The 22,835-nt window shown below is 71.3% G+C and carries 22 protein-coding genes and 2 tRNA genes; 17 read left to right on the top strand and 7 right to left on the bottom strand.

The features are described 5' to 3' along the window. Window positions 1-39: 39 nt before the first annotated feature. Both ACTXG6_RS46075 and ACTXG6_RS46070 read right to left on the bottom strand, forming a co-directional pair. Window positions 40-282 (bottom strand): mycoredoxin, encoded by a 243-nt coding sequence (locus ACTXG6_RS46075; protein WP_445185606.1) that lies wholly within the window; start codon window positions 280-282, stop codon window positions 40-42. 44 nt (window positions 283-326) lie between these two features. Beyond that, the gene (locus ACTXG6_RS46070) at window positions 327-758 is read right to left on the bottom strand and encodes a DUF2000 family protein (protein WP_445185605.1); all 432 of its coding nucleotides are present in this window, start codon (window positions 756-758) and stop codon (window positions 327-329) included. 50 nt (window positions 759-808) lie between these two features. Here ACTXG6_RS46070 and ACTXG6_RS46065 point away from each other — a divergent pair, with 50 nt between their 5' ends. The 4 genes from ACTXG6_RS46065 (at window position 809) to ACTXG6_RS46050 (ending at window position 5,124) form a co-directional block, all read left to right on the top strand. Beyond that, the gene (locus ACTXG6_RS46065; RefSeq protein WP_445185604.1) at window positions 809-1,669 is read left to right on the top strand and encodes an AraC family transcriptional regulator; all 861 of its coding nucleotides are present in this window, start codon (window positions 809-811) and stop codon (window positions 1,667-1,669) included. A gap of 12 nt (window positions 1,670-1,681) precedes the next feature. Then, the gene (locus ACTXG6_RS46060) at window positions 1,682-3,907 is read left to right on the top strand and encodes an ATP-dependent DNA helicase UvrD2 (protein ID WP_445185603.1); all 2,226 of its coding nucleotides are present in this window, start codon (window positions 1,682-1,684) and stop codon (window positions 3,905-3,907) included. Window positions 3,908-4,421: 514 nt separating this feature from the next. After that, entirely contained in the window at window positions 4,422-4,802 is a 381-nt protein-coding gene (locus tag ACTXG6_RS46055) for a WhiB family transcriptional regulator (protein WP_445185602.1), read from the top strand. A 163-nt stretch (window positions 4,803-4,965) separates the two neighbouring features. Continuing rightward, entirely contained in the window at window positions 4,966-5,124 is a 159-nt protein-coding gene (locus tag ACTXG6_RS46050; protein WP_445185601.1) for a hypothetical protein, read from the top strand. Between the two features lie 237 nt (window positions 5,125-5,361). On the opposite strand, the gene ACTXG6_RS46045 is transcribed toward ACTXG6_RS46050, so the two are convergent. From ACTXG6_RS46045 to ACTXG6_RS46035, 3 genes are all read right to left on the bottom strand, one after another. After that, window positions 5,362-6,702: an ABC1 kinase family protein gene (locus ACTXG6_RS46045; RefSeq protein ID WP_445185600.1), complete on the bottom strand. Its 1,341-nt coding sequence runs from the start codon at window positions 6,700-6,702 to the stop codon at window positions 5,362-5,364. An 11-nt stretch (window positions 6,703-6,713) separates the two neighbouring features. Beyond that, window positions 6,714-7,700 (bottom strand): TOMM precursor leader peptide-binding protein, encoded by a 987-nt coding sequence (locus ACTXG6_RS46040; protein WP_445185599.1) that lies wholly within the window; start codon window positions 7,698-7,700, stop codon window positions 6,714-6,716. A 358-nt stretch (window positions 7,701-8,058) separates the two neighbouring features. After that, a complete protein-coding gene (locus ACTXG6_RS46035) occupies window positions 8,059-9,660 on the bottom strand; it encodes a zinc-dependent metalloprotease (protein WP_445185598.1) in 1,602 nt (533 codons plus the stop codon). 60 nt (window positions 9,661-9,720) lie between these two features. Between ACTXG6_RS46035 and ACTXG6_RS46030 the strand changes: the two genes are divergently transcribed. Next, complete coding sequence (locus ACTXG6_RS46030; protein WP_445185597.1) at window positions 9,721-10,761, top strand: YlbL family protein; 1,041 nt, start codon at window positions 9,721-9,723, stop codon at window positions 10,759-10,761. A 102-nt stretch (window positions 10,762-10,863) separates the two neighbouring features. Continuing rightward, window positions 10,864-11,439 (top strand): DUF1990 family protein, encoded by a 576-nt coding sequence (locus tag ACTXG6_RS46025; RefSeq protein ID WP_445185596.1) that lies wholly within the window; start codon window positions 10,864-10,866, stop codon window positions 11,437-11,439. On the opposite strand, the gene ACTXG6_RS46020 is transcribed toward ACTXG6_RS46025, so the two are convergent. Continuing rightward, window positions 11,436-11,648, bottom strand: coding sequence for a hypothetical protein (locus ACTXG6_RS46020; RefSeq protein ID WP_445185595.1), 213 nt, complete (start codon window positions 11,646-11,648; stop codon window positions 11,436-11,438). The genes ACTXG6_RS46025 and ACTXG6_RS46020 overlap by 4 nt on opposite strands. 145 nt (window positions 11,649-11,793) lie before the next feature. On the opposite strand from ACTXG6_RS46020, the gene ACTXG6_RS46015 reads away from it, so the two are divergent. Continuing rightward, window positions 11,794-12,657 (top strand): LuxR C-terminal-related transcriptional regulator, encoded by an 864-nt coding sequence (locus tag ACTXG6_RS46015; RefSeq protein ID WP_445185594.1) that lies wholly within the window; start codon window positions 11,794-11,796, stop codon window positions 12,655-12,657. Between the two features lie 167 nt (window positions 12,658-12,824). On the opposite strand, the gene ACTXG6_RS46010 is transcribed toward ACTXG6_RS46015, so the two are convergent. Next, complete coding sequence (locus ACTXG6_RS46010) at window positions 12,825-13,403, bottom strand: PPA1309 family protein (RefSeq protein WP_445185593.1); 579 nt, start codon at window positions 13,401-13,403, stop codon at window positions 12,825-12,827. Window positions 13,404-13,557: 154 nt separating this feature from the next. On the opposite strand from ACTXG6_RS46010, the gene ACTXG6_RS46005 reads away from it, so the two are divergent. The 10 genes from ACTXG6_RS46005 (at window position 13,558) to ACTXG6_RS45960 (ending at window position 22,811) form a co-directional block, all read left to right on the top strand. Then, window positions 13,558-16,509 carry a UPF0182 family protein gene (locus tag ACTXG6_RS46005; RefSeq protein ID WP_445185592.1) on the top strand — a complete coding sequence of 984 codons (2,952 nt, stop codon included), beginning with the start codon at window positions 13,558-13,560 and terminating at the stop codon, window positions 16,507-16,509. A 71-nt stretch (window positions 16,510-16,580) separates the two neighbouring features. Further along, window positions 16,581-16,657, top strand: a tRNA-Met gene (locus tag ACTXG6_RS46000). 201 nt (window positions 16,658-16,858) lie between these two features. After that, window positions 16,859-16,935: transfer RNA gene (locus ACTXG6_RS45995), tRNA-Met, on the top strand. A 346-nt stretch (window positions 16,936-17,281) separates the two neighbouring features. Then, complete coding sequence (locus ACTXG6_RS45990; protein WP_445185591.1) at window positions 17,282-17,917, top strand: RNA polymerase sigma factor; 636 nt, start codon at window positions 17,282-17,284, stop codon at window positions 17,915-17,917. After that, on the top strand, window positions 17,914-18,621 hold the full coding sequence (locus ACTXG6_RS45985) for a QcrA and Rieske domain-containing protein (RefSeq protein ID WP_445185590.1): 708 nt from the start codon (window positions 17,914-17,916) through the stop codon (window positions 18,619-18,621). The genes ACTXG6_RS45990 and ACTXG6_RS45985 overlap by 4 nt, the downstream gene beginning before the upstream one ends. Before the next feature lie 49 nt (window positions 18,622-18,670). Next, window positions 18,671-19,237: a cupredoxin domain-containing protein gene (locus tag ACTXG6_RS45980; protein WP_445185589.1), complete on the top strand. Its 567-nt coding sequence runs from the start codon at window positions 18,671-18,673 to the stop codon at window positions 19,235-19,237. Further along, window positions 19,234-20,187, top strand: coding sequence for a metallophosphoesterase family protein (locus ACTXG6_RS45975; protein WP_445185588.1), 954 nt, complete (start codon window positions 19,234-19,236; stop codon window positions 20,185-20,187). Before ACTXG6_RS45980 ends, ACTXG6_RS45975 begins: the two co-directional genes overlap by 4 nt. Beyond that, complete coding sequence (locus ACTXG6_RS45970) at window positions 20,184-20,621, top strand: hypothetical protein (protein WP_445185587.1); 438 nt, start codon at window positions 20,184-20,186, stop codon at window positions 20,619-20,621. Before ACTXG6_RS45975 ends, ACTXG6_RS45970 begins: the two co-directional genes overlap by 4 nt. Window positions 20,622-21,116: 495 nt before the next feature. Continuing rightward, window positions 21,117-21,737 carry a L,D-transpeptidase gene (locus ACTXG6_RS45965; RefSeq protein WP_445185586.1) on the top strand — a complete coding sequence of 207 codons (621 nt, stop codon included), beginning with the start codon at window positions 21,117-21,119 and terminating at the stop codon, window positions 21,735-21,737. A 171-nt stretch (window positions 21,738-21,908) separates the two neighbouring features. Next, a complete protein-coding gene (locus ACTXG6_RS45960) occupies window positions 21,909-22,811 on the top strand; it encodes a crotonase/enoyl-CoA hydratase family protein (protein WP_445185585.1) in 903 nt (300 codons plus the stop codon). Window positions 22,812-22,835: the final 24 nt, after the last annotated feature.

The following is a 22,835-nucleotide window of genomic DNA, read 5'->3' as shown; positions in this document are numbered from 1 at the left end:
ACGGTCTGTGCGAGCGAGACGGGGTCTGTGCGGGCGAGACTAAGCGGCCGTGAGCGCGGCCTTGACCTCGGCGAAGCTGGGGTTGGTCGCGGTGCTGCCGTCCGGGTACAGCAGGGTGGGCACGGTCTGGTTACCGCCGTTGACCTTCTCGACGAAGCTGGCCGCCTCCGGGTCGCGCTCGATGTTGACCTCGCGGTACGCGATACCCGCCTCGTCCAGCTGCAGCTTCAGCCGACGGCAGTAGCCGCACCAGGTGGTCGAGTACATCGTCAGTTCACTCATACCCCGTAGAACGCAGGACGGGCCGCCCAACTTCCCCGAGATGATCACTCGTGCAACCGCGCACCCTTGACGATCTTGTCGACCGCGTTGCGCGGGCCGTGTACCACCAGTCCGACCAGGTCGAGCGAGGCCGAGCGCAACGCGCGGACGGCGGCCCGGTTGTCCCGGTCGTTGCCGGTGCTGAACAGGTCCGAGGTGAACACCGCCATCGGCACCCCCCGACCCAACGCCCGGGAGTACGCGGCGCCGAGGATCTCCTTCGAACCGGCGAAGACCAGCACCGGCTGGCGGAACATCGGCAGGTACAGCGTGTCGTCGGCGTCCTGGTAGGGCTCGCCGATCAGCTCGGGAAAGGTCGCGGCGAGCCCGCTGACGAGGAACGCGGTCACGTTGAGCCGCTGCCAGGTCTGCAGGTCGTCGCGCAGCAGCACCGCGATCTTGGTGTCGAACCGGATGGGTTGGTCGGCTGTATCCACACCGAGCACTGTGCCGCGCCGCGGTGGCCCCGGTCTTGTACGTTCTTTGCGTGGCCACCCACCCAGCCACCCGGTCCGCCATCGGCCCAGCCACCCGTGCCGAGGTCACCGCGTGGCGCCCGGACGTGCCGGGGGTCACCGAGGTGTTCCACGCGCATTTCGTCGACCACGCCTACCCGGCGCACACCCATGACGCCTGGACGCTGCTGATCGTGGACGACGGCGCGGTGCGGTTCGACCTGGACCGGCACCACCACGGCGCGCTGCGCTCGCAGGTCACGCTGCTACCACCGCACGTGGCGCACGACGGCCGGGCGGCCACTCCGCACGGGTTCCGCAAGCGGGTGCTCTACCTGGACACCGACCTGCTCGGCGCGGAGCTGATCGGTGCCGCGGTGGACCGCCCGGGCTGGGCGGACCCGGCGCTGCGGCTGCGGATCCACCAGCTGCACGACGCACTGGCGCAGCCGGGGGAGCTGCTCGCCGCGCAGAGCAGGTTGGCGCTGATCCAGGAGCGGCTGCGCCAACAGTTGCTCGGGCGGGTCGCGGTGCCGCCGGTGGCCCGCGACCCGGGGCTGGCCGACCTGCTCCGGGATCTGCTGGACGCGCACGTGGTCGACGGTGTGACGCTGGACGAGGCCTCCCGCCGGTTGCACGCGCACCCGACGCACCTCGTCCGGGCGTTCACCCATCGCCACGGCATGCCGCCGCACCGCTACCTGACCGGGCGTCGCGTCGAGCTGGCGCGGCGGCTGCTGCTCGACGGCCGGCGCCCCGCCGAGGTGGCCACCGAGGCCGGGTTCTACGACCAGTCCCACCTGACCAGGCACTTCGCCCGGATGCTCGGAACGAGCCCGGCGCGCTTCGGCCGAACTGTGGATAGCCGTCGGCGGGCCGTCGGACCCACTTGAGAAGATGCGGTCATGCCCGCCGAACTGGATTCTGCCCTCGACCCTGAGCAGCAGGCGGCGGTCACCGCGCGGCGCGGCCCGGTCTGCGTGCTGGCCGGCGCCGGCACCGGGAAGACCCGCACGATCACCCGGCGGATCGCCCACCTGGTCAGCGCCGGCCACGTCGCGCCCGGTCAGGTGCTCGCGGTCACCTTCACCGCGCGGGCGGCCGGGGAGCTGCGCACCAGGCTGCGCAGCTACGGCGTCGGCGGGGTGCAGGCCCGCACGTTCCACGCCGCCGCGCTGCGTCAGCTGCGCTACTTCTGGCCCCGGGTGGTCGGCGACGAGCAGTGGCAGCTGATCGAGGGCAAACTGCGTGCCGTGGGCCAGGCGGCGCACCGGGCCGGGGCCGACACGAACACCGAGTCACTGCGCGACCTGGCCAGCGAGATCGAGTGGGCCAAGGCCAGCCTGATCACGCCGGAGCGCTACCCGGCCGAGGTGGCGCGGGTCCGCCGGGACGTGCCGGCCGCGGCCGAGCTGGTGGCCAAGGTCTACGCCGGCTACGAGGCGCTGAAGAACTCCTCCGGGCTGCTCGACTTCGACGACCTGCTGCTGCACACCGCCGCCGCGCTGGAGACGCACCCGGAGGTCGCCGGCGAGTTCCGGGAGCGGTACCGCTGCTTCGTGGTGGACGAGTACCAGGACGTCACGCCCCTTCAGCAGCGGGTGCTCGACGCGTGGCTGGGCGAGCGCGACGACCTCACCGTGGTGGGCGACGCGAACCAGACGATCTACACGTTCGCCGGCGCCACGCCGAGGTATCTGCTCGACTTCTCCCGCCGCTTCCCGGACGCGGTGGTGGTGCGGCTGCAGCGCGACTACCGGTCCACCCCGCAGGTGGTGGCCGCCGCGAACACGGTGATCTCCGCCGCGCGCGGCCAGACGGCGGGCACCCGGCTGCGGCTGGAGGGCCAGCAGCCGCCGGGGCCGGAGCCGACCTTCAAGGAGTACGACGACGAGCCGGCCGAGGCCAGTGCGGTGGCCGCCTCGATCCGCCGCATGATCAGCGATGGCATCCCGGCCAGTGAGATCGCCGTGCTGTTCCGGGTGAACGCGCAGTCCGAGGTGTACGAGCGCGCGCTGGACGACGCCGGTGTGCCCTTCCAGGTCCGCGGCGGGGAGCGGTTCTTCGCCCGGCCCGAGGTGCGGCAGGCCATGGTGACGCTGCGCTCCGCCGGCGCGAACGCGCCCCGGCCCGGCGCTGACGGTGCGGCTGTGCGCGGAGCCGGTGACCGCCGCGCGGCCGGCGGTGACGGAGTGACCGGCGGTGACGGGGCGGTTGGCGGTGACGGGGCGGTTGGCGGTGACGGGGTGGTCGGCGGCGCCGTGGCGGTGGCAGGCGACGGTGCGGGGGACGCCGACAGTCCGAGCGCGCTGGCCCAGGCGGTCCGCGCGGTGCTCGTGCCACTCGGGCTGACCGACGAGCCGGCGGCGGGCTCGGCCGGCCGGCAGCGGTGGGAGTCGCTGGACGCCCTGGTCGGGCTGGCCAGGGAGCTCGCGCGGGACGAGCCGGATGCCGACCTCGCCCGGTTCGCTGTCGAGCTGGCCACCCGGGCAGACGCGTCGCACCCGCCGACCGTGCAGGGCGTCACGCTCGCTTCCCTGCACGCGGCCAAGGGGCTGGAGTGGGACGCGGTCTTCCTGGTCGGCCTGGTCGACGGCACGCTGCCGATCCAGCACGCGGAGGGGGACGACGCCAAGATCGAGGAGGAACGCCGGCTGCTCTACGTCGGCGTGACCAGGGCGCGCCGCCACCTGGCGATGTCCTGGGCGCTGTCCCGGGCGGCCGGCGGGCGGCGGCACCGGCGGCGCAGCCGGTTCCTCTACGGGCTCATCCCGGATCACGATCCGGAGGCGCGGGTGGCGACCGGGCGGGGCGGGTCGAAGCCGAAATGTCGGATCTGCGGCTCACCGCTCATCGGTGTCGACGCCTTGAAGATGCGCCGCTGCTCGGACTGCCCGTCCGACGTCGACGTCGAGCTGCTGGACCGGCTCAAGGCCTGGCGCAGCACCACCGCGAAGCAACAGCAGGTGCCGACGTACGTGGTGTTCACCGACGCGACGCTGGCCGCGATCGCCGAGCACCGCCCCGTGGACAACGCCGGGCTGGTGGGAATTCCCGGCATCGGCGCCCGCAAGCTGGACCGCTACGGCCCCGATGTGCTCGCGCTGGTGACCGCCGAGGACTCGAGCTGACCTGAGCCCCGGGAGGCGCCGCCGGGGGCCGGGCGCTGTCCCGGCAGGTCGCTCGAGCGGCGTATTTTCCGGCCGCCGAGATTCTTTTGTAAAAACTCGGTTGCCTGCCGGACGCAGGTACTTCTAAGGTCTTCTTCATAGCCGGGTCAGGTGGCCCTGCGCTCACTCCGGCGCGATGTTGATTCCGCGCCGCTGTGCTACCCGGAGGGGGGGTGGACAGGATGAAGCTGACTCCCGTCTACGCCCGCTTCGGGCTCCCGGTCGCGGCTCCCGTCGGGCCGCGGACTGTCTCCGCGTGGCAGCGCCACGGGCAGACGTCTGCCTTCGGCGCCCCGCGCATGACCGATATCCCGGCCAACAAGCCCCCATACGTGTCCGCCTCGGAGCGATGCCCTTGACCTGTCAAGGACGCTCACTCGGCTCTTTCAAAGGCCGCGGACCCGTAATCGGGACCGCGGCCTTTCTGTTTTTCCAGATCAACTCCCAGCTCGTACGTCGAGAAGGAGGAAACACAGTGTTAGTACGAAACGTCCCGCTAGATGGTGGGGCGCTGACATCGGGATTCGACGGTGACCCCGTCGTTGGTCTCGGTGAGTTGCTCGTCGCGGAACCCCGTGACGAGTCGACTCTGCCCTGTCGGGGAGCCGAGGACGCCGATCTGTGGTTCGCCGACACACCGGCCGAGCTGGAGCGTGCGAAGTCGCTCTGTGCGGCGTGTCCGGTACGGGCCGAGTGCCTTGCCGGCGCGGTCCGGCGGGCCGAGCCGTGGGGCGTCTGGGGCGGCGAGATCTTCCAACGCGGCAGCGTGGTCGCCCGCAAGCGTCCCCGCGGCCGGCCGAGCAAGGCGGCTCTGGCACGCGACCGTGCGCTGGCCGAGGCGGGCGCACCGCTCTAGCCGCGGCGACGGTGGCGGTGGCGGTGCGGGCGGTGGCGGTGCGGGCGGTGGCGGTGCGGATGGGCCGCGGTGGCGGCACGGAGAGGGAGAACCAGTGGTCACTGACGTGAATGTTCGAGCGAACGAAGGCCGGCCGAGCGGTATCGAACCGGGGGTACACCAGATGTTGCTCTACGAAGCACTGGCCAGAGCGCGAATGCGCGAGGCCGAGGAAGCCGCCCGCCACGACCGGGTTGTCCGGCGGTTGGTTGCCGGTCGCCGGTGGGCGTGGCTCGCCCGGTACGCCAATGAGCGTGCCGAGCGCGCCCGCCGGGTGGTGTGACCTCGGCCTTAGCCAGTCAGCGGGACCTGTGTCGGGTCCCCATCCCGGGGCGGGTCCTCGGCGCGCGGGAACGTCCGCTGCCGAGGATCCGCCCTTCTGTTCGATGGGCCACCGCTCGGACGCGGGCTCCCGCTTCGGACGAGGGCTGGACCTCGGACGCGGGCTCCCGCTTCGGACGAGGGCTGGACCTCGGATGCGGGCTCCCGCTTCGGACGAGGGCTGGACCTCGGACGCGGGCTAGGCCTCGGGTGCGGGCTCCGCTTCCGAGCCCTCGGTGATCGCCGGCTGCCACCGGGACACGATGCCGCGCAGTGCCACCTCGGCGCCGAGTTGGCACATCACGCCGAGGGTGCCGAAGGTGACCCGATGGATCAGTAGGTGCTGCGGTGGCAGGTTCAGCGCCCGGCCGGTGCGGAAGTCCGGGCTGTGCAGGTCGCCGACCCGCTCGGCCTGGCGCTGCAGCCACCGCCGGCTGAAGCGGAACCGCTCGTAGCGAAGCGGCTCGGCGAACGGAGCGAGGTAGGACAGCACATCGTCCGGGTTGACGCGCATGCCGGGGCGGACGAAGCCTTCCTTGCTCAGCAGTTCCATCAGCTGCGCGGAGTCACCCTGCAGCGCCATCCGCGTCATGTGCTGCAGCACGCGCGGTGAGCCGTCCGGCAGCCGGGCCACCGCGCCGAAGTCCATCACCACGATGCGGCCGTCGGCCATGAGCTGGAAGTTGCCGGGGTGCGGGTCCGCATGCAGCAACCCGGTCCTGGGCGGCGACGAGTAGTGGAACTCGGAGAGCAACCGACCGGCCTCGTCCTTGGTCGCCTGGTCGCCGTCTCGGATGATCTTGGATAGCGGGGTGCCGGTCACCCACTCGCTGACCACGGTCTTCGGGGCCGACGCCACCACCTTCGGAACCTTGATCTCCGGGTCGTCGGCGTAGGCGGCGGCGAACGCCCGCTGGTTGTTCGCCTCGTCCCGGTAGTCCAGCTCTTCGGTCATCCGGTCGCGCAGCTCGGCGATCAGCGGCTTGACGTCCATGCCCGGCACCAGCGGCTGGATCAGCCGACTGAACCGGCCGAGTTGGCGCAGGTCGGCGAGCAGCGCCTCGTCCGCACCGGGGTACTGCACCTTGACCGCGACGTCCCGGCCGTCGTGCCAGGTCGCCCGGTGTACCTGACCGATGCTGGCCGCCGCCGTCGGTTCGTCGTCGAAGTCGGCGAACCGCTCTCGCCAGTTCCGGCCGAGCTGTTCGGCGAGCACCCGGTGTACCTCGCTGGCCGGCATCGGCGGCGCGGCGCTCTGCAGCTTGGTCAGCGCCTCCCGGTAGGGCTCGGCCAACTCGTCCGGGACGGCCGCCTCGTAGATGCTCAGCGCCTGGCCGAACTTCATCGCGCCGCCCTTGAGCTCGCCGAGTACGGCGAACAGTTGCTCGGCGCTGCGGGCGGACAGTTGGGCGGAGATCTGCTCGCCGTCGCCGCCGACCAGTCGACGACCCCAGCCGGCCGCCGCGCGGCCAGCGACCCCTAGTGGCAGGCTGGCCAGCTTCGCGGTGCGTTGCACTCCGCTCCTGGGGATATCGGACACCTGGTAATTGTCTACTGTCCATTCCTTGCCGTGCACGTCGGCTGGCCCGTGGCGGCTTCGGGTTCGCCGGGCCGGGGGATCAAGGCGCTGGTCGTGGTCCTGTACACGACGTCGTCCGGGTGGGTGTGAGCTGCGCCGCACCGACAGTCCGGATGGGGCGCGCACCGACGGCGGCGCAGCCCACCGCGGCGCAGATCAAGCTCCAGCACGCCGTCCAGGGTGGGTGGCGGATCGGCACCGAACACCGCGTCGACCGCGAGCAGCGCCTGTTCGACGGCCAGCGCGGCGGTAGCCACCACGGTGGCCGGTCCCGCCGAGCCCACCCAGCCGGCGAGCCTGGCCGCGACGGTCGGCCAGCACGGGTCAGCGGCCGCGCGGTGCAGATCGAGGCAGCGCAGGCACGCCGAGCGGCCGGGCAGCACCAGTGGCCCGACCAGGCCGATCTCGTCGGTCACCCGGACGACCAGCTGGGGCACTCCCCGGGAGGCCAGATCCTGGTGGTGCTGAGGATCCGGGTGCAGGGCATCCGTGAGCACCGCGAGATCCGGCCGCCTGCGCGGCGACCCGACCCGGACCCGCGCGCTCGGCGCGATCCGCCGCACGGCGGCGATCACTGCCTGCGCGCGCGGGCGCCCCAGGTCGGCCGCCGCCACGGCGCCGACGTCCTCGGCGCGCACCTCACCCTCGGTGACGACGTACAGGCTGCCGACCCCCGCCGCCGCGAGCCCGCAGGCAACCCCGGCGACGAGCGACCCGGTGCCGCTGACCAGGACGCACGCCGACCGCCGGGCAGCCAGCGCACGCTTCTGCTCGGCCGCGTCCAGCACCGCGCCGACGGAGTGCAGCTCGGTCAGCAGGGCATCGGCGGCGTCCTCGTCGGCGCCCAGCTCGACGGCCCGCGCCAGCAGGTCTCCACGACGCCAGGTGCCGTGCAGCTCCAGCAGCATCGTCCGCAACGGCGGTGGCAGACCCGCCGCCTCGATCGCTCGGCCGGGCACCAACCCGAACTGGACGGCACCCGGCCCCCGGCGGACCACCGGATGGTGCGGCCGGAGCCGGAGAAACGCCGGCGCGGCCGGCGCCGCTGGAGCTGGTAGGACGGCTGCCGAGTGCTGGGCCGGTGCCGTGCTATCGCCCGGCTCGGGCGCGGCCGCGGGCGTCGCTGGAGTGGCGGGTGTCGGTGGGGCGGCGGGTGTCGGTGGGGCGGCTGTCGGTGGGGCGGCGGCCGGCGGGTGCGGGGTCATGACATCGAGCATGGCGCGCGGCGCGGATGGTCCGAGGAAGTTATCCACAGGCTGCGCTCGGTGCACAAGCCAGGGAACGCTGGCGCGCCGCCGACCGGGCGAGCTGCCGAGGTCAGCTGGTGGGCTCGCCCCCGTCGGCCTTGCCCGAACCGGGCTCACCGCCGTCGGGCTCGCCCTTGCCCGAACCGGGCTTGCCCTTGTCCGGACCCGACTCGCGCTCGCCAGCCGACTCGGCACCCGGCGACGCGCCGGGCGACGCCTCGCCGGCGGACTCCGCCGCGGCCTGCTGCCCCCGGGAGTGCTCGGCCTCCTCGGTGCGCTCCAGCTCGGCGATCGGGTCGGACACGTCGGACTTGCGCCGCTCCACGAACTGAGCCGGGTTGTCCAGGTCCTCGACGTCGGGGATCAGGTCCGGGTGCGCCCAGACCTCGTCGCGCCCGACCGTGCCGCACTCGGTGGTGAGCAACCGCCACAGCTCGGAGGCGGCGCGCAGCCGCCGGGGCCGCAGCTCGAGGCCGACCAGGGTGGCGAAGGTCTGCTCGGCGGGCCCACCGGAGGCCCGGCGCCGGCGCAGCGTCTCGCGCAGGGCGTCCGCGCCCGGCAGCCGACCGGACACCGCGTCGGTGACCACCACGTCGACCCAGCCCTCGACCAGCGCCAGCAGTGTCTCCAGCCGGGTCAGCGCGGTGAGCTGCTCCTCGGTCGTCGGCGGCTCGAACAGGCCGGACTGCATCGCGGACTCCAGCGACTGCGGGTCCGACGGGTCGATCTGGCCGGCGATCTCCTCGATCCGGGAGGTGTCGACCTTGATGCCCCTGGCGTACTCCTCGATGGCGCCGACCAGGCGCTGCACGAGCCACGGGACATGGGTGAACAGGCGGTGGTGCGCGGCCTCCCTGGCGGCCAGGTAGACCATGACCTCGCTGGCCGGGCGGTCCAGCCCGGCGGTGAACGACTCGATCGCGGCCGGCAGTAGCGCGGCGGTACCGACCGGGCCCAGCGGCAACCCGACCTCGGTGGAGGTGAGTACCTCGGTCGCCAGCTGGGACAGCCCGGTGCCGAGCTGGCTGCCGAAGGCGAGCCCGCCCATCTGGCCCAACATCGCGAGCATCGGGCCGGCGGCCTGCCGGGCTTCCTCGGGCAGACCTTCCAGCCAGGCGCCGGACACCCGCTGGGCGACCGGGTCGCACATGCGCTGCCAGGTCGGCATGCTCGCGTCCACCCAGTCCTTGGGCGACCAGGCCACGACCTTCTTGGTACCCGTCGGGTACGAGGTGGCCGGGTCGAGCCAGAGCTCGGCCAGCGCGAACGCATCCGCCACGGCGGTGCGCTGCTCACTGGTCGGCGTGCGCGAGTGCGCCAGCTGCTGAACCGCGAGCTGCTTGGCGAGGTCGTAGTTGACCGGGCCGGACGACGTGCCGGCCTGGCTGAGCATCTGCCCGAGCTGGCTCAGCATCTGGCCGAGCTGGCCCATGTCGAACCCGCCGCCAGGGCCCGCGCCGGGCATACCGGGCATGCCGGGCAGCCCGAATCCGCCGGGGAGACCACCGGGGAGGCCGCCGGGCGTGCCGAAGCCGAACGGGTCCTGAGGACCGTCAGCGGCGCCACCGGAGCCCTGCTCGGCGTTGCTGTCGCGGTTCTGATCCTTGTTCTTATCTCGGTCGTCGTCCCGATCGCGGTCGGGACGCCCGAATCCGAACGGGGTTTCGCTCATAGCACCACGGTACGCGGCGGTGCCGCGAGCGGTCCGCGAGATCGGCCGTAGGCTGAACCGGTGCGACGTACCAGAACCCTTGTGATCGGTCTGCTGGTGGTGTTGGCCGTCGGTGTGCTCGCGGGCGTCGTGCGGGTGCCGCTGGTGGCGCTGGGGCCCGGCCCGACCTTTGACACCCTGGGTGCGGTCGACGGCAAGCCAGTAGTGAGCATCACCGGTCGGCAGACCTACCCGACCACCGGCCACCTCAACATGACCACGGTCGCGGTCACCGACGGGCTCACCGCGGTCACCGCACTGGAGTTCTGGGCGGACCCGGAGCGCGAGCTGGTGCCCCGCGCGGCCATCTACCCGCCGGGCAAGTCCGACCAGCAGGTGGAGCAGGAGAACACCACCCAGTTCACCGACTCGGAGAACGACGCCGAGGTCGCCGCGCTGAGCTACCTGCACGAACCGGTCAAGGTGGTGGTCGGGCCGCTCAGCGCGGGCGCCCCGGCGGCCAACGTGCTCAAGGAGGGCGACCAGCTCCTCAGCGTCAAGGGCCAGCCGGTCACCTCGCCGGGGCAGGTCAGCCAGATCCTGACGACCACCCGCCCCGGTGACCAGATCCCGGTCAGCTTCCAGCGCGGTGACGCCCCGGCGACCCAGGGCACCGTGACCGTCGGGGCACGGCCGGCCATCGCGGGCCGGCCGGACGGCCCGCAGGGTTTCCTCGGCATCACCCCGGAGGGGCGCCCGGCGGACCCGAACCAGATCGTGATCAGCCTGGGTGACATCGGCGGGCCGTCCGCCGGGCTGGCGTTCGCCCTCGCGGTGATCGACAAGCTGACCCCGGACGACCTGGCCGGCGGCAAGTTCATCGCCGGCACCGGCCAGATCGGGCCGACCGGCGTAGTCAGCCCGATCGGGGGCATCCCGCTCAAGATGATCGCCGCCCGGCATGCCGGCGCGACGGTGTTCCTGGTCCCGGCGGCGAACTGCGCCGAGGCGGCCGCGCACACCCCCGCCGGGCTGCAGCTGATCAAGGTGACGAACCTGAGCGATGCGGTGGACTCGCTGACCGCGCTCAAGCAGAACCGCCCGGCGCCGTCCTGCAGCTGAGCGGCCCCGTTGGTCCGCCCGGTTGGTCCGACCCAGTTGAGCGGCCCTGTTGACCGAGAGTGTCGACCGAGAGTGTCGACCGAGAGTGTTAAGCGAGCAGACATGCTGACCGAGCGGTACCGGCGCGCCGACGCCGCGGCCCCGAGCTACCCCGAGGTGGGCGCCACCCGGGCGGCGGTGTTCGGCGGGGCCGAGGCGGAACCAGGCCTGGACGGCGCCGGTCTGCCCACCGGCTTCCACGTACTGCGCCGCCGGGTGCGGATCGGCCACGGCGAGCGGACCTGGCGCGCCGCCCGGACGGTCGTGCTGGGCTGGGGCATGCAGTTCAGCGCCGGGGCCACGGTGTACCCACTGGACGCGGTACCGGAGGTGGGGCAGACCGTCCTGGTGACCACGCGGATCGGTCCGGTGCCGATCACCGCGCCGTGCCGGGTGGTGTGGACCGTCGACGAGGCGGACCGGGCCGGCTTCGGTTACGGCACGCTGCCCGGGCACCCCGAGCGGGGCGAGGAGGCGTTCGTGGTGACCAGGGACGCGGCCGGCGACGTGTGGTGCACGATTCTGGCCTTCTCGCGCCCGGCCACCTGGTACGCCCGGCTCGGCGGCCCGGCCGGCCGGCTGGTGCAGCGGTGGATCACCCGGCGCTACCTGAGCGCCTTCGACGGCCTGGACGGCTAGACCGCCCCGCGACCGGGGCCCTCGGGATCACTCCGGTGTTCCCGTTCGCTGTGCCGGTTGGCCCGCCCGAGCCGCGCCGCGCGGACGACGTTGCGCGCCCTCGGGATGCCGGTGATGCCCAACCAGGTCCGGGTCGCGGCGAGCGCGAGGGCCAGGCCGTACATGGCGGCCGGCAGCAACACGAGCGCGACGACGACGGTGGGACTCACGCTGCTTCCCAGTGTCGAGCGGGTGGCGTGGAGGGTACCCGGCCTCGGCGGCCGCGCGTTCCTTGTGCCGGCAAATGGATTGTTCCCCTTGACCTCACCCGCTCCCGGGAGCACCGTGCGTTGCGCTGTATTGCGGATGGCGCGGGTGTCCATCGTCGGGAAGGCCACCATGTACCTGTCTATGCGCACGGTCGAACGGGTGATCGCCGTCGTCGCGGACCTGGCCGACTTGGATCACCCGGCGGCCTTCACCGAGGTCGCACTGACCAGCCTGGCCCGCCTGATCGGCTGCGACATCCTCACATTCACCGAGGTCGACCTGCCGTCCGGTCGGATCAGGTACTCCGACTACCCGGACGGCACTCTCGCCGTCTCGAACTACCAGGCGTTCAGCGAGAACGTCGACCAGCACCCGCTGCTCAACCACTACCGCCGCTCCGGGGACGGCCGCGCGGTGCGGATGAGCGACGTGGTCAGCCGCACCGACTGGCACCGCCTCGACATTTACCAGGAGTGCTACCGGCCCCGCCCCACCGAGCACGTGCTCGGGGTGCACCTGCCCAGTTCGCCGACGAGCAGCCGGGCGTTCGCCTTCAACCGCGAACGGGGCGACTTCACCGAATCCGACCGCGACGTGCTCGACCTGCTGCGCGGCCCGCTGGCCGAAGCGCTGCTGCGGGCCCGCACCCTGCACCGCGTTGAACAACGGCTGGCGGTCCCGTCCCAGGAGCGGCTTGCCCCGCTGACCGACCGCGAGCGGCAGGTGCTCGACCTGGTCGCGGCGGGCCGTACCAACGTCGCCATCGCGCACGCCCTGCAGGTCAGCCCGCGCACGGTGGCCAAACACCTGGAGAAGACCTATCGCAAGCTCGGGGTTGGCAACCGGGCGGCCGCTGTCGCGCCCATCGTGCACGGCCGCCGGTCCACGCCGTTGGCGCCGGTCAGCCGGTTCGGCCGGGCCGTGCGCACCGCGCCCGACGAGCTCAGCGGGCCGAGCCAGGCCAGCTAGGAGCGCCCTGAACAATGCATGCTCTGCTGCGCGGCGCCCAGTCGGCGCCTCGCGGCGTTGTCGTCGTGGCCGATACAAACCCGGTATCGGCCACTCCTCCGCCTTGCGATCCATCCGACTGGATCACCGCTCGCGACGAGCGGCATCATTCAGGACCCTCCTAGGCCTCAGACGGGCTCACCGACATCGAGGGTCCGCAGCAGTGCGTTCACCATGTTCGGCGCCAGGTCCGGGTGCTCCACCAGTTCGTCCGGCTGGTCGCCGGTACCCCGCACCCGGAGCAGGCAGCAGTGCCCGCCGGCGCGCAGCACCGCGACCACCAGCCGGGCGTCCCTGCGGTCGGGGTGGCGCTGCGCGACCCGCACCGCCACCCGGTCAAGATCGTCCGGGGAGCCCGAGGCGCCGGCCACCGCCTGATCCAGTTCGGCCTCCGCCGCGGGCGGCAGGACCACGATCTCCTGGGCCAGGGCGCAGCCGGTCACCCCATCGGGCCAACAAATTTCGGCGAGTTTCTCGGCGACGTCCGCGTCGGTGAGTGGGTCCTGAGCGACCGGTGTGAGCCCCTCGGCGACCGCCAGCCGGGTCGCCAAACCGGGCTCGGCCTGAAGCAGTTGCGCGGTCGGGACCAGCGCAAACAGCTGTGGCGGCTGGTCCCAACCGGACTCGGACAGGAAGTCCTCCACTTCCCGTGCGGCGGTCGGCAACGCCGAGGACCAGTCGGCCGCGGAATGCTCGGTGGCGTTCATCGCCGACATTCTCCCATCCGAAACGGGAACCCCATACGCCCTCCGTAGAGTTGGACGGACAAACACAGGTTGTCATCCGCGCTCCGTCGGGTTGAGCAGGGCACCCGGAAGCGCGGCAGCTGCCTCGAACAACACTGGAGCGTGCCTCGTGGCGATGACGCCCCCCACTGGGGCTCCCGCGCTGTCCCGGCGGACCCGGATCCTGCTCGTCGTCGGCGGTGTCGCGCTGGTCGCCTTACTGGCCGGCTCCCGGTTGCTGGACTACTACGTCAACTGGTTGTGGTTCGGCGAGGTCGGCTACCGGCAGGTGTTCAGCACGATCGTGTTGACCCGGATCGTGCAGTTCGTGCTGGTGGCGGTGGTGTTCGCGGTGCTGCTCGCGGCGACGCTGGCGGTGGCTTTCCGGTCCCGGCCGGTGTTCGTGCCGGTGAGCGGCCCGGAGGACCCGGTTGCCCGGTACCGGACGGTGATCATCCAGCGGTTGCGGGTGTTCGCCATCGGGGTGCCGTTGGTGATCGGGGTGATCGCGGGGTTGGCCGCGCAGGGCGACTGGCAGACCGCGCAGATGTTCCTGCACTCGACGCCGTTCGGCACCGCCGACCCGGTGTTCGGGATGGATGTCGGGTTCTACGCCTTCCAGCTGCCGTTCTACCGCTGGGTGCTGGACCTGATGTTCGTCGCGGTGGCGTTGTGCTTCGTGGCGTCGCTGATCACGCACTACATCTTCGGCGGGGTGCGCCTGGCCGGGCGGGCCGGTCAGGTCTCGGTCGCCGCGCGGGCCCAGCTGGCGGTGTTGGCCGGGGTCTTCGTGCTGCTCAAGGCGGTGGCCTACTGGTTGGACCGGTACTCCACGCTGTTGTCCTCCTCCAGTGACAACGGTGGGGTGTTCAGCGGCGCGAGCTACACCGACCTGAACGCGGTGATTCCCGCCAAGATCATCCTGTTGTTCATCTCGCTGATCTGCGCGGCGGCGTTCTTCGCCGCGGTGTTCCGGCACAACCTGCAGCTGCCGTCGATCGCGATCGCGCTGCTGGTGCTGTCCAGCGTGCTGATCGGCGCCGCCTGGCCGGCCGTCCTGGAGCAGTTCGTGGTCCGGCCGAACGCGAACGTGCGCGAGGCGATACCGATCCAGCGCAACATCGAGGCGACCCAGGCCGCCTACGGGCTCACTCCGCAGAAAATCAAGTACCAGGACTACTCCGGGGTCTCGAACGCGACGCCGAGCGCGGTGCGCGGGGACACCGCGACGATCTCCAACCTGCGACTGCTCGACCCGAGCAAGCTGGCCAAGACCTTCACCCAGCTCGAGCAGCGCAAGAACTTCTACGGGTTCCCGCCGAAGCTGGACATCGACCGTTACCCGGTCAACGGCAACGTGCAGGACTACGTGGTCGCGGCGCGTGAGCTGGACAGCAGCGCGCTGACCGGCAACCAGACCGACTGGATCAACCGGCACATGGTCTACACCCACGGCAACGGGTTCGTCGCCGCGCCGGCCAACCAGGTCAACTCCGCGCTGGACGAGGCGGCCGGGTCCGGTGGCTACCCGAACTTCACCGTGAGTGACACCAGTAACAAGGGCGACATCGTCGTCAACCAGCCGCGGATCTACTACGGCGAGCTGATCACCGATTACTCGATCGTCGGCTCGCCGCCCACCGATGCGCCGAGGGAGTACGACAGCGACACCGACGCGGTCACCTACACCGGCAAGGGCGGGGTGTCGCTGGGCAACCTGTTCAACCGCCTGGTGTTCGCCATGTCCTACGGCGAGCGGAACATCCTGTTCAACGGCTCGATCAACGCCGACTCGAAGATCCTGTTCGTGCGGGACCCGAGCGACCGGGTCAGCCAGGTCGCGCCCTGGCTGACCCTGGACGGCGACCCGTACCCGGCGGTGGTCGACGGCCGGATCCAGTGGATCGTCGACGGCTACACCACGCTGGAGAACTACCCGTACGCGGAGCAGACGTCGCTGGGCGACGCCACCCAGGACACCCTGCCCGGGGTGCGCCGGCTGCCCAACAAGACGGTCAGCTACCTGCGTAACTCGGTCAAGGCCACCGTGGACGCCTACGACGGTACCGTGAACCTCTACGCGTTCGACGGCAACGACCCGGTGCTGAAGACCTGGATGAAGGCCTTCCCGGGCACGGTCAAGCCGGCCACCGACATCAGTCCCGACCTGCGGGCGCACTTCCGTTACCCGGAAGACCAGTTCAAGGTGCAGCGCGAGCTGCTCACCCGCTACCACGTGCAGAACCCCGCGGAGTTCTTCTCCACAGTGTCGTTCTGGGACGTGCCGTCCGACCCGACGGTGAGTGGCACCGGCCCGGCGCCGGACCCGCAGCCGCCGTACTACGTACTGGCCGGGCTGCCCGGCCAGCAGGGCCCGAGCTTCCAGCTCACGAGTGCCCTGGTCAGCCTGCGCAGACCGTTCCTGTCGGCGTACGTATCGGTGAGTTCGGATCCGACCAGCTACGGCCAGATGACGGTGTTGCAATTACCCGCCGATACCCAGACACCGGGTCCACAACAGGTGCAGAACCAGTTCGTCTCATTGCCTGAGGTGAGCCAACAGCTGAACCTGCTCAGACAAAATCAAACAACAATTGATTATGGCAACCTGCTGACCTTGCCGGTGGCCGGCGGGCTGCTCTATGTGGAACCGATCTATATCGAACGGGCCAATCAGGAATCGTCGTTCCCGCAATTGGCCAGGGTGTTGGTGAGTTTCGGCGGCAAGATCGGCTATGACGCGCGGCTGGACGTGGCACTCAACGAGGTTTTCGGTCCCGGTGTGGCCACCGGGACGCCCCCCACGCAGGCCGCGGGCGGGCCGTCGCAGTCCCCCGCGGCGGCCGGGGCCGGCCAGTTGCAGGCCGCTGTGACGGACATCAACGGCGCACTGTCCCGACTGAAGGCGGCGCAGCAGTCCGGTGACTTTGCCGCCCAGGGCGCCGCACTGGCCGACCTCGACAAGGCCGTGAAGCGGTTCAACTCGGCGGCGGGGGCCCCGGCGGCACCCGCGACGCCGGCACCGGCTGCGCCCGCGCCCGCACCCGCACCCGCGCCACCGGCAGCACCGCCCGCGAACGGCGGCTGAGCTGGGAACGGCCGGCGGAGGGGGGTCCCCTTCGCCGGCCGTTTCCCGGTGTGTAAAGTACGAATTACCAACGCGGGGTGGAGCAGCTCGGTAGCTCGCTGGGCTCATAACCCAGAGGTCGTAGGTTCAAATCCTACCCCCGCTACCACGAACGGCCCTTGGGGTTCCAGCCCCTCAAGGGCCGTTTTTTCATTTCGCGGGCCTGGGTATTCCGTCGGCGGATATGTGAGCGGCGCCACCGCGAGCGGCCGGCAAAGAGGCGGACGAACCCTTTTCAGACCGGGTCCGATGCAACCGTGGGGCCCGGGGCAAACGTGCGGCGGCCGGTGTGTAAACTGTGAATTACCAACGCGGGGTGGAGCAGCTCGGTAGCTCGCTGGGCTCATAACCCAGAGGTCGTAGGTTCAAATCCTACCCCCGCTACCAGGAACGGCCCTTGGGGTTCCAGCCCCCAGGGGCCGTTTTCCTTTCCCGGGATGTGCCGGCCTCCGGACAGCCTCAGTCCTGGGTGTAGGAGTCACCGTTCCGCCAGATCGGGAGGGGACCGAGCCTGCGTCGGCCCCGGTAGTTGAGTCCCATGAGTCCTCCTGTGGTCGGGTTCCTCATGTCCATGCCCGTTTTCGGGCAGGCCTATGCGTCCGGCCCGCCCGGTGGGCCGCCTCGCGGTGGGGCTGCCAAGGTGTAACCCCCGCGCGTACTGGTTTTTGGCGGGGTGTCGGTGTGGTCCGGCCCGGACGTCGGAGGGCGAGGGCGGGTTGGCATGGTTCGCGGGATGAGTTGGCCCGAGCGTGGCCGGGGTCGGCGGCGCGGTTCCGGGGACACCCCGGACGGGGAGTCCGGTGCCGGTGGCGCCCGGCCCCGCCCGGCCCAGGGTGCGCCGGGCCTGCGGGTGGTCAGCGGCGAGGTCTACCCGGACTGGGAGGCGGTGTACCGCGACAACGTGGATCGGGTGTACCGGCTGATGTTCACCAAGGTGGGCAACCGGGCCGACGCGGAGGACCTGACCGCGGAGGTGTTCCTGGCGGCGCTGCGCCCGCTGCGCGTCTCGGCGACCGTGCCCGAGGTGCGGGCGTACCTCTCGGCGACGGCGCGGACCGTGCTGGCCGGGTACTGGCGGCGCACCCTGGGACGGGAGATCACCACCATCTCCGAGTCGGTGGCCTCGTTCGTCGCGGAGATCGGGGTGCTCTCCGAGGAGCCGGCCGGCGCCGAGGCGGCGGGGCGGGCGGCACAGATCCTGGCCGCGCTGCCGGAGCAGTACCGCCACATCCTCCGGTTGCGGTTCCTGGAGGGCTATTCGGTACGCGAGGCAGCGGCCGCGTTGGGGGTCAGTGTGGGCAATGCGAAGGTGTTGCAGCATCGGGCGCTGCGCCGGGCCGCCCAGCTCGTGGATGGGGTGCAGGAGTGAGTGAGCGAGGCGTGCGCCGGTTCGTGGCTGACCTGCTGCGGGGTCGGCGGCCGCGCCCGTTCCGCGCCGACGACGACGACGCGGCCCAGCTGCGGGCGGCGATCGCGCTGCGGGCCGCCCGTCCCGGAGCGGGGGCGCCCCGCGAGGAGTTCGTGACCGGTCTGCACCGGCGGCTGGCCGAGGAGCTCGCGCGCGACGACGCCGACCGGGACACCCCGTCGCCGACCCCACCGCCCGCAGCGGTGGACCGGACCCGGCGCCGGCTGGTGCAGGGTGCCTCGATCGCGGCGGGCGCGGCGGCGATCGGCGCCGGGGTCGACCACGTGCTCTCCCACCCCTCCGACGCCGGCGGGGACGAGACGTTGAGGCCCAACACCGGGCAGTGGCACACCGTCGTGGCCAGCGCGGACCTCCCGGAAGGCGGGGTGCGGGCCTTCGACCTGGGCACCGTGATCGGGTTCGTGGCCCGCAACGAAGGCCAGCTGGGCGCGGTCTCGGGGGTGTGCACCCACCTGGGCTGCCGGCTCGCCCTCAACGCGGCGGCCCGGCGGCTTGACTGCCCGTGCCACAACGCCTCCTTCGCCCTCGGCGGGCAGCTGCTGCACTACCAGCTCGCGGTTGCGCCCCGCCCGTTGCCGCACCTGCAGGTCCGCGAGGTGGACGGGACGGTGCAGGTCTTCGCCCCGCCCGGCCCCGTCGCCTGAGCGACACGTCCGCCGGACGCCGCTGTAACCCCCGTCCCTATCTAGGAGCGTGACCCGCAACGGGCGGGTCCGCCGACGGCCCGAGCAGGTCGGGCCGGACAAGGGGCACACCATGCGGCAGTCCTGGTCCTGGGTCCTTCCCAGGATGGTTTTCCTACTGGTCTCCATCGCGACGGGTGCGGGCGTGCTCGCCGGCTGCGCGACGACCTCCAACACCGCACCGGCGGCCGACACCGCGAACGCGCAGCCGGCCCAGGCCGCGACGGGCACTACCGGCACGGCCGGGATGGCAGGGATGGCCGGGATGGCGGGCATGGCAGGACAGGCGCCCGGCGCGGCGGCGGCGCCCGACGCGCCGGTGGCCACCGACACCGTGGCCATCCAGAACTTCGCGTACTCCCCGGCCACCGTCACCGTCAAGGTCGGCAGCACCGTCACCTGGACCAACCAGGACCAGGACCCGCACACCGTGACCGCGATGAACGACGGGCCGTTCCACTCCGCACCGCTGACCACCGGCCAGACCTACCGCTACACCTTCACCAAGGCGGGCCACTTCGACTACCTGTGCACCATCCACCCGTTCATGACCGCCACCGTCGTGGTGACCCCGTGAGCGCGCCCCGGGACGAGTCGGGAACTGGGCAACCCGGCGGCATGAACCGCCGGCAGCTGCTGCGCCACGGCGCCTGGTTCGGGGCCGCCGTGGTACTCACCGTGGCCGGTGGCGAGGTGATCAGCCACGTCGGGGGCAGCGCCGGGGCGACGGCGGCGGCCGACCCGAACGAGCTGCGGTTCGTCCAGCTCAGCGACAGCCACATCGGCTTCCACGGGCCCGCCAACCTCGACGTCACCGGCTCCTTCTCGCGCGCGATCGACCAGGTCAACGCGCTGGATTTCCGCCCCGACTTCGTCATGCACACCGGCGACCTGACACACCTGTCCACGCCGGCCCAGTTCGACCAGGTCCACCAGATGCTCGGCGGCCTGCGTACCGGGAAGGTGTTCGTCGTGCCCGGTGAGCACGACTCGGTCGACGACCACGGCCAGAAGTACCGGGCCACGTTCGGCGCCGGCAGTCGAGGCGACGGCTGGTACAGCTTCGACATCAAGGGCGTGCACGTAATCGCGCTGGTCAACACCCTGGCGCTGGAGAAGCTCGGCCACCTCGGCGTCGACCAGCTCGACTTCATCCAGCGTGACGTCGCCGGCCTGTCCAGCGACACGCCGATCGTGGTGTTCAGCCACATTCCGCTGTTCGCGATGTACCCGACGTGGGGCTGGGGCACCGACGACGCCACGCAGGCGCTGTCCTACCTGCGCCGCTTCTCCTCGGTGACCTGCCTCAACGGGCACGTGCACCAGCTGTTCTCCAAGACGGAGGGCAACGTCACCTTCCACAGCGCCACCACCACCGCCTACCCGCTGCCCCACCCGGGGCAGGGACCCGCCCCGGTCCCGCTGACCCTGCCGGCGGGACAGCTCGGCGACGCACTGGGCATCCGCGACGTGACCTATCAGCCCGGCCAGCACGTGCTGGCCGTTCGAGACCGGAAGCTGGCATGACCACCGGCACCGTCACTCCGGTCCACGCCGCGGTCAGCCGGATCGCCGCGGCGGTGTGCCTTGCCACCAGCGGCTACCTGCACGCCCAGCTCTACCTGCACGGCTATCGCGTCATCCCGCTGATCGGGCCCGCCTTCCTGCTCCAGGCCAGCGGCTCCCTCGCGGTCGCCGTGCTGCTGCTGGTGAGCGGTCCGGCGATCCTGCGCCTCGGAGCGGCCGCGCTCGCCGCCGGTGCCCTGGTCGGGTTCGTCCTGTCCCGCACCATCGGGATCTTCGGCTTCGTCGAACGCGGCTTCAGCCCCGCGCCGCAGGCTCTTCTCAGCCTGCTCGCCGAGGTCGCCGTCCTGCTGCTGCTGGTGGTTCCGTTGCTCGGCCGGCTCACTGCTCGCCGGGGGCCTCCGGCGGCGGGTCGTCGATGGGCCGGCCGAAGGTGACGGCGCCCAGCACCGCGTCGGGGGCGGTGGTGCGGTAGGGATCGACTTGACCATCTCCGTCTTCTGGGCATCGGTGAACACACCTTCGATCAGCTTCACGTTGACGAGTGGCATCGGTTTCTCCCTCTGTGGATGGTCGGCCGCGCCTCTCGCCGCCGACCTGGTGAACCATCCGGCAGTGCCGTGTGAGCGAGCGTGTGACGATGCGGTTGACTGCCGGCGGGCTGCGCTGCGGTGCCGGGTGGCCGGGGGCGGCGCTTGTCGACCCGACCGCCCGGCCCGCTACGCTGCTGCCTCTCGGTGATCACTCCGCGCGGCCGAATGGATGACTCGACTCCAGGTCAGCGCCGGTTCAGCACCCGTTTCGGTCAACCAAATGGATACCTTCCGTAATCGGGGGGTCGCCTACGGTTACGCCAAACTGCCTCGATATGGTTCCGCCATTTAGCGGGTTGACGTACGCGGGAGAGGACTTCGCATGTCTGGAAGGTGCGCATGACCAGCCATCGTGCGACCCGTCGCGTATCGCGGCGGATGTGGCTGATTGCCAGCCTCGGTGCGGTGGCCGCGTTGGTGGCTGTCCCGCTCATGGGGTCGACGCCCGCCCAGGCGAGCCCGCTGAAGGCGCCCGCCGCGGGCCACTCGTCCCTGGTGCCCGGCACGCCGTGCGACCGTGGTGTGGTCGCCTGTGTCGCGGTCGGCGACCGGGGGTTCGACGGCAAGGCCTGGTTCATCGAGGACGGCAGGGTGGTGCGCGGCCCGCTCGCGGTCTCCACCGGCGGCCCGGGTGAGGACACCCCGACCGGCACCTTCCACGTGCTGTCCAAGGACCTGGACCACCGCAGCACCGAGACCACCGACGCCGAGGGTGCGCCGTCCGCGATGCCGTACTCGGTGTTCTTCACCAAGTCCGGGGTGGCCTTCCACGGTGGGGGTGTGGCGACCAACCGGACCGCGGGCTGCGTGCGACTTGCCAACCAGGACGCGCGGTACTTCTACAACAACCTCAACATCGGCGACGAGGTGCAGGTCGTCGACGACTCCACGGCGGACTACGCGCCGTCGAACCGACACCGTGGCGGTGGCCATCGCGGAGGCCTCTTCGGCGGTCTCTGACGGGCACCGACAGCCTGTACGGCAACCCAGCTGCGCCCGGCCCCACTCCCGACTCGGGGGTGGGGCCGACGCGTGTCCGGACCACGGCAACAAGTCCGGCATGAAGCCCGGAAGAAAAGAAAAGTGAAGTCACTTCTTGACCGAGATGCGGGGCCCGGCTAGCTTTCCGGCATGACGGCTCCCGAGTTCGAGACGGTGCTCTACGGCGTGGCGGACAAGATCGCCACGATCACCCTGAACCGGCCGGAGCAGCTGAACACGATCATTCCGCCGATGCCGGACGAGGTGCAGGCCGCCGTTCACCTCGCGGTGCGCGACCCGGACGTCTCGGTCATCGTGCTACGCGGCGCGGGGCGCAGCTTCTGCGCCGGCTACAACTTCGGCGGCGGTTTCCACCACTGGGACGACCAGCTCGCCACCGACGGGCAGTGGGATCCTGGCAAGGACTTTGTGTTCGCCACCGCGGCCGCCATCTCGCCGACCCAGCAGTTCATGAGCGTCTGGCGCTCGCCGAAGCCGGTCATCGCCCAGGTGCACGGCTACTGCGTCGGCGGCGGCAGCGACTTCGCGCTCTGCGCCGACCTCGTGATCGCCAGCGACGACGCCGTGTTCGGCACCCCGTACAGCCGGATGTGGGGCTGCTACCTGTCCGGCATGTGGCTCTACCGACTGGGGCTGACCAGGGCGAAGGAGTTCGCGCTGACCGGTAAGCCGCTCACCGGCGCGCAGGCCGCCGAGGTCGGGCTGATCAACCGTTCGGTGCCCTTCGCCGAGCTGGAGGTGACCGTGGCCGAGCAGGCCAGGCAGCTGGCCTCGATCCCGCTGTCGCAGCTGTCGGCGATGAAGCTGGTGGTCAACCACGCCTACGAGAACATGGGCATCTCCTCGACCCAGACGCTCGGGCCGATCCTGGACGGGCTGATGCGCAACACCCCGGACGCCCGGCGCTTCATCGAGATCGCCGAGAACGACAGCGTGCGGGCCGTGATCACCGAGCGGGACGGCCCGTTCGGCGACTACAGCCAGGCCCCGCCGGAGCACCGGCCGAACCCCGACCACGTGATCACGCCCTGAGACCGGCGGCTTCAGCGGGAGGTA

It is taken from the genome of Pseudonocardia sp. Cha107L01, from assembly GCF_052566575.1.
The sequence above is the reverse complement of the archived record's forward strand: the minus strand, read 5'-3'. Positions and strand labels throughout refer to the sequence as shown.

What these genes read in the sequence shown, in the direction of transcription:
- ACTXG6_RS46075 (WP_445185606.1), bottom strand. Translation starts at nt 282, where the DNA reads ATGAGTGAACTGACGATGTACTCGACCACCTGGTGCGGCTACTGCCGT.
- ACTXG6_RS46060 (WP_445185603.1), top strand. Translation starts at nt 1,682, where the DNA reads ATGCCCGCCGAACTGGATTCTGCCCTCGACCCTGAGCAGCAGGCGGCG.
- ACTXG6_RS46050 (WP_445185601.1), top strand. Translation starts at nt 4,966, where the DNA reads ATGTTGCTCTACGAAGCACTGGCCAGAGCGCGAATGCGCGAGGCCGAG.
- ACTXG6_RS46035 (WP_445185598.1), bottom strand. Translation starts at nt 9,660, where the DNA reads ATGAGCGAAACCCCGTTCGGATTCGGGCGTCCCGACCGCGATCGGGAC.
- ACTXG6_RS46025 (WP_445185596.1), top strand. Translation starts at nt 10,864, where the DNA reads ATGCTGACCGAGCGGTACCGGCGCGCCGACGCCGCGGCCCCGAGCTAC.
- ACTXG6_RS46010 (WP_445185593.1), bottom strand. Translation starts at nt 13,403, where the DNA reads ATGAACGCCACCGAGCATTCCGCGGCCGACTGGTCCTCGGCGTTGCCG.
- ACTXG6_RS46005 (WP_445185592.1), top strand. Translation starts at nt 13,558, where the DNA reads ATGACGCCCCCCACTGGGGCTCCCGCGCTGTCCCGGCGGACCCGGATC.
- ACTXG6_RS45990 (WP_445185591.1), top strand. Translation starts at nt 17,282, where the DNA reads ATGAGTTGGCCCGAGCGTGGCCGGGGTCGGCGGCGCGGTTCCGGGGAC.
- ACTXG6_RS45970 (WP_445185587.1), top strand. Translation starts at nt 20,184, where the DNA reads ATGACCACCGGCACCGTCACTCCGGTCCACGCCGCGGTCAGCCGGATC.
- ACTXG6_RS45965 (WP_445185586.1), top strand. Translation starts at nt 21,117, where the DNA reads ATGACCAGCCATCGTGCGACCCGTCGCGTATCGCGGCGGATGTGGCTG.
- ACTXG6_RS45960 (WP_445185585.1), top strand. Translation starts at nt 21,909, where the DNA reads ATGACGGCTCCCGAGTTCGAGACGGTGCTCTACGGCGTGGCGGACAAG.